The 4,318-nt window shown below is 46.1% G+C and carries 7 protein-coding genes; all 7 read right to left on the reverse strand.

Annotation, left to right across the window (positions count from 1 at the left end; all coding sequences use genetic code 11):
* Nucleotides 1–182: hypothetical protein (locus OU793_RS23605; protein WP_274647869.1), on the reverse strand; the 182-nt coding region annotated here is incomplete at its 3' end.
* Entirely contained in the window at nucleotides 179–862 is a 684-nt protein-coding gene (gene trbC, locus OU793_RS23610) for a type-F conjugative transfer system pilin assembly protein TrbC (protein ID WP_159408233.1), read from the reverse strand. The genes trbC and OU793_RS23605, both read right to left, overlap by 4 nt.
* Before the next feature lie 235 nt (nucleotides 863–1,097).
* Nucleotides 1,098–2,099 (reverse strand): conjugal transfer pilus assembly protein TraU, encoded by a 1,002-nt coding sequence (traU, locus tag OU793_RS23615; protein WP_159408234.1) that lies wholly within the window; start codon nucleotides 2,097–2,099, stop codon nucleotides 1,098–1,100.
* 11 nt (nucleotides 2,100–2,110) lie between these two features.
* The gene (gene traW, locus OU793_RS23620; protein ID WP_159408235.1) at nucleotides 2,111–2,809 is read right to left on the reverse strand and encodes a type-F conjugative transfer system protein TraW; all 699 of its coding nucleotides are present in this window, start codon (nucleotides 2,807–2,809) and stop codon (nucleotides 2,111–2,113) included.
* The gene (locus tag OU793_RS23625) at nucleotides 2,779–3,060 is read right to left on the reverse strand and encodes a hypothetical protein (RefSeq protein WP_159408236.1); all 282 of its coding nucleotides are present in this window, start codon (nucleotides 3,058–3,060) and stop codon (nucleotides 2,779–2,781) included. The genes traW and OU793_RS23625 overlap by 31 nt, the downstream gene beginning before the upstream one ends.
* Nucleotides 3,057–3,302: a hypothetical protein gene (locus tag OU793_RS23630; RefSeq protein WP_159408237.1), complete on the reverse strand. Its 246-nt coding sequence runs from the start codon at nucleotides 3,300–3,302 to the stop codon at nucleotides 3,057–3,059. The genes OU793_RS23625 and OU793_RS23630 overlap by 4 nt, the downstream gene beginning before the upstream one ends.
* Nucleotides 3,303–3,744: 442 nt before the next feature.
* Nucleotides 3,745–4,116, reverse strand: coding sequence for a hypothetical protein (locus tag OU793_RS23635; protein WP_159408238.1), 372 nt, complete (start codon nucleotides 4,114–4,116; stop codon nucleotides 3,745–3,747).
* Nucleotides 4,117–4,318: the final 202 nt, after the last annotated feature.

Here is a 4,318-nt window from a genome sequence, read left to right on the forward strand (position 1 = left end):
AAATCGGACAGATTGATGGTCATGTTTGGGTCATTGTACGCCTGTGCAGGGGCGTTTTTTGTCCATTCTACGTTGTCGTAAAAGGTGGTTTCTTGTGGGTCGCTTAACGCTTGAGTTGAAATCAGTAGAGAGGAAGTAAGAATAAAAAGAAGGCAATCAGAAATGAAAGTATGTTTGCTCACGGCGTTCTCCTATCAATCACTTGTTGGGCGATGTGTCCAACGTCGCCTTGACTTAATATCTGCAAAGCACTTGGCAGCGACATATTGCCGTAAACAATATCGTAGTCATTGGCTGCGCACGCCTCTTCGTTGCATGACTCATTGATGGCAGCAAAAGCCGGTACATGAGTTACACCAAATTGTTGAAACCATTCAGAACTGATGGCAAAGCCGCTGTCGATGTGTGTGTTGTCTGGCTTTTCCAGTAAGCTTGTAATGCGAGAAGCGGTCGGCACAAAACCTTCCGGTAAGACGCCTCGTATCACCAACGGCACTTGATATTCTTGGCTTTGGATCAACAGTTGTCTTAATGCGTGGTCTGGCATCGATAACGAGACAAACACCATGATGCCTTGTGCGTCCTTATGTGGATTGGCTTGAGGTGTGCCAAGCACGCTTGCCAGTGGTGAGTCTTTGAGGGCGTTATCGACGTATTGATTCATGGACAGCGCATCAATACGGTGTAACTGACTTCGCTTGATGATGTCGGCAATGTCACTTTGGTTGGTTGGCGCTGTTATGGCTTGCTCACGCTTGGCAAGGGCTTTGAGTTCTTCTTGAGAGTACCCTATCTCGGCAAATGAAAAAGGACTGATAAGTAGGGTGGGGAGTAGCCATAAGACTCTTAGATTGAATGACATTGGGTTTCCTTTATTGGTGTGGATTTATGAGAGCGACATTTGACGAAGAACGTCATTGGGTGAGGTATTCGTGCTCCGGTGTTCTCGCTCTATCGGTTTCGTTGGCTTCGTTCCTTCTAACGCCATCAGTCTTTTTTGAGCCTTGAAAGCGTCAAACAGCGTTTGGTGGAATGTCTCGATGTCTTCAATGGTTCTATATCTCAAAGTGATGTGTGGTGTTTCATGGTTTTCTTCCTTATAAAAATACACAGTTGCGTTTACGCCAGTTCACAAAGCCAAAGTTTCCACCCGTCGTTGGGTTGTCTTTGCCTTGCTCCCAGAGTGTGGACGTCGTGCCGTAGGGATAGCAGTTACCAGCATCACCGATGGGCGCAGAGAGTTGATAACGATAACGGCTCTTTGGCAAGATAGGCTCAGGCCATTGGTAACACACTGCGCCGTTCTCCCCTCGCGTCTCCCACACAATGCCTTGCCTGTGCATCTTGAAGTTAAAACGCTCCATCATGAGTGTGCCAACCTGCGGTCCGGTGTGAGAAAACGCACTGTTGCCTGTGAGTGGGTAAGCGCTGCCTTGGGAGCCTAAACACCAAAAAAGTGCATCAAAGGGTAAGACTTTGCCTGTGGTAGTTGCCATGGCTTCGGTAACGCAAGAGAGTTGCGTGACAGGGTTGCCAAATAAAATCGCTTCAGGGTTTAAGATAAATGAGAGTTCATCATCATCCCAAAGTGGGTCGAGCTCCGTGAGGTAAGCAATATCAAAGTTGTCGGTTGACATGCACGCGGCAGACTGCATCAATTGCAACCAGTAAATCACAGGGTATTTGTACCAATGAACGTGATAGAACGCATTGCCGCTGGTCTTACTGCTGGCGTCGTGTTGTGTGCCACCAAGCTGTTGACTGTTACTGCCACTGAGTTGCATCCCCATGTTCACCATGCAGTAAGGCACGCGCGTGACATCAACGAGGGAATAAGGCTCCCAATAACCAATGTTTAACCCTATTTGCATAAAGATAGGAGGTGGTTTAGGACAAAATGATATCGGTGAGCTTGGGTTGCGTGTGTCAGGATATTTGGAGCCAATTAATGGTACGTTACCCAGTGTCATCGGAAACAGGCATTTCCAGCAGATATCAGAGATTGGGTTGATAAAGTGTCCAGTACAGGCGGCGGATTTGGCTTGAACTTGCCAGGGCAGCATCGTTGCTGCGATAAGTAATAACCAAAGCGGTTTCAACGTTGTTCTCCTTATTCGATTTTTCTCTCCATTAGGGCGTTGGTAAAGGGCGTCACATCGATTTCCGTTACCTTCCAACGTTTGCCGTCTTGCTCAATAATGGAAGGGGTATGCGCCAGTTGGAATTGACGGCTGTAGTTCCCTTGTTGGTCAAAGTAGATGCGAGCATCCAATGTCAGGGCGAGTTCATCAGGGCTGCCATTGGTGAGTATCCACTTGATGGGCTTCTCTGATTGGTATTGTTTCGCCCAAGTGCGTTGCCTTACATCGTCACCATCAAAGAAGATCAAGGTGTGTTGATACTCAAATTGCGTCTTGGGTATCTCAATAGGCCACGTATCGGTATCAAAAGGGTTGATGATTAAGCCCTTGGCGTAAATCAGGTTGCCTTGCGCATCTTTAATGTCGGTGGCTAACTTCAGCGATGGGTCGATGTAAAAGGTGCGGGGCGTGGTGGTTGTGGTGAGTCCTTCAACGGGAGAAGGACGACGGACACGACTTTCGACTTGCTCGATAAAGTCTTGCTGCATCTGAGCGGTTTGTCCGGTGGCTTCAAGGTGTTTAAGTCTTGCGTCAATCCATTCGAGCATATCAACCTCTGCGATAGGAAACACTTCACCTTGGCGGCCAAAGTTTTTTCCTATTGCGAGAGGTGAAGCAAGTAACGAAATGACCAGTGTCAGTGCGAATAACTGGCGGTTTGGTGGCATAAGTCCTGTTCTTTCCTGTAGTTGCTTCCTATTAATCGCCCCCCTAAATAAGCATCAAAATGTTGGTTGATCCATTGTGGGGGAAGTTGTTGCCTTAATTGCCACAAATCCCAAGGTGTCCAACCATGTTTCGGAGCCACAAAGCGGGCTAATTGGTTACCTTCGCGGTTTTTAAGGATGAGGGTGCTGTGTTTGTAATCATCAAGCCATTGTTTGGTTTGTAAGTTAGGGTTATCTGTAATAAAAATCATGCGATTAACTCATGTTGTTCAGTGTCGCTAAAATGTTCTCCTTGAACACATTGGCGTCCGAATGTTTTGAACTGTCCTTGTTTTTCCTCCAAGCAATACGTGACATGATTAAATTCGTTAATTTCACGGGTTAATAGGCATTCCACATCGTTTAGGGAAGGTGAACCGTCAACGATTTGAAATGTGACAGTGTGAGTATTTTCGTTCACGTCATCGAGAACGTTGGTGATAAGTATGATCATCTTTTTTCCTACACAGCAAAGAAGGTGCGAATGCTAAAGATGGACTAAAGCAAGGGCAAGGTGTGAGAAGGGGTTCCGCTTTTCCTTACTGGGGATTCAGAAAACGGTGACAAATTGATGTGTATTTTATCGCCGCCTCAAACGGCGTAACCGTTAACCTTAAACGTTTAAATACGTTACTTCCGGCTTGATAATGACCGTTTGACCTTGTTGAAAAGCACCGAGGCATTGGTATCAAACTGCTTGGTGGTCAGTGTTGTCCAAAAGCCAGTTAAAGCAAGGCACATGAAATAAAAAATCAGCAAGGTTTGCTGAAAGTATTGAGTGCTGGCACTGGCAGACTCTTCAATCGAAACGATAGATACCTCCGACTCAGGGCAAGGGTTGGTGTCACCCACGACAGTTAAACGGTCAATGGCACGTCCATCGATACAAGAAAGGTTTACGTTTGTTTGTCCGTTTTCGATGCGATATGTGAATAACGGTAAGCACAGTCAATGATAAGTGCTAATCCACAAACAATGAGTAAGAGTGCAGCTGCGGACAAAGAGTAGGTGTAAGCGATCGCAATAATGACTGCTCCCATAAGTAGGTTGAGCGCTTGGTACTCTTTAGTTAAAAAGATGGCGGTTTTTCCTTTGTGTTCCAGCCAATGATAAACAGCAGTAAATAAGATGCTTATCGCTAGGCAATAGAGCCAAATGGATGAGGGAATATCGATGCAACCTCTAACGATTTCCACAAAAATTCCCATCAGGAAGGTGAGTAGCAAAGTAGAAATAAATACGATGAAAATAGGCCGTATGGGTTTCATGATGGTATCTTTTCCTTTAATGCGTTCTGTATCAATTCGAAAATGGAGTGAGCGAGGTGCTTTACTGCCTCGTCTCGCGATGCTGGAACTTGTTACCTTCCTATTGTTGGAAGAAGTGAGCCTTTTGCTTGCTTCCGTCCTTCTTCGATTAGCTGTTGATTGCGCTTCATCTCTTCAATGACATGGCGCTGAAGTGTGGCGG

This window comes from Vibrio sp. VP6, assembly GCF_028823755.1.
Lineage (GTDB): Bacteria > Pseudomonadota > Gammaproteobacteria > Enterobacterales > Vibrionaceae > Vibrio > Vibrio parahaemolyticus.

What these genes read in the sequence shown, in the direction of transcription:
- trbC (WP_159408233.1), bottom strand. Translation starts at nt 862, where the DNA reads ATGTCATTCAATCTAAGAGTCTTATGGCTACTCCCCACCCTACTTATC.
- traW (WP_159408235.1), bottom strand. Translation starts at nt 2,809, where the DNA reads ATGCCACCAAACCGCCAGTTATTCGCACTGACACTGGTCATTTCGTTA.
- OU793_RS23625 (WP_159408236.1), bottom strand. Translation starts at nt 3,060, where the DNA reads ATGATTTTTATTACAGATAACCCTAACTTACAAACCAAACAATGGCTT.
- OU793_RS23630 (WP_159408237.1), bottom strand. Translation starts at nt 3,302, where the DNA reads ATGATCATACTTATCACCAACGTTCTCGATGACGTGAACGAAAATACT.
- OU793_RS23635 (WP_159408238.1), bottom strand. Translation starts at nt 4,116, where the DNA reads ATGAAACCCATACGGCCTATTTTCATCGTATTTATTTCTACTTTGCTA.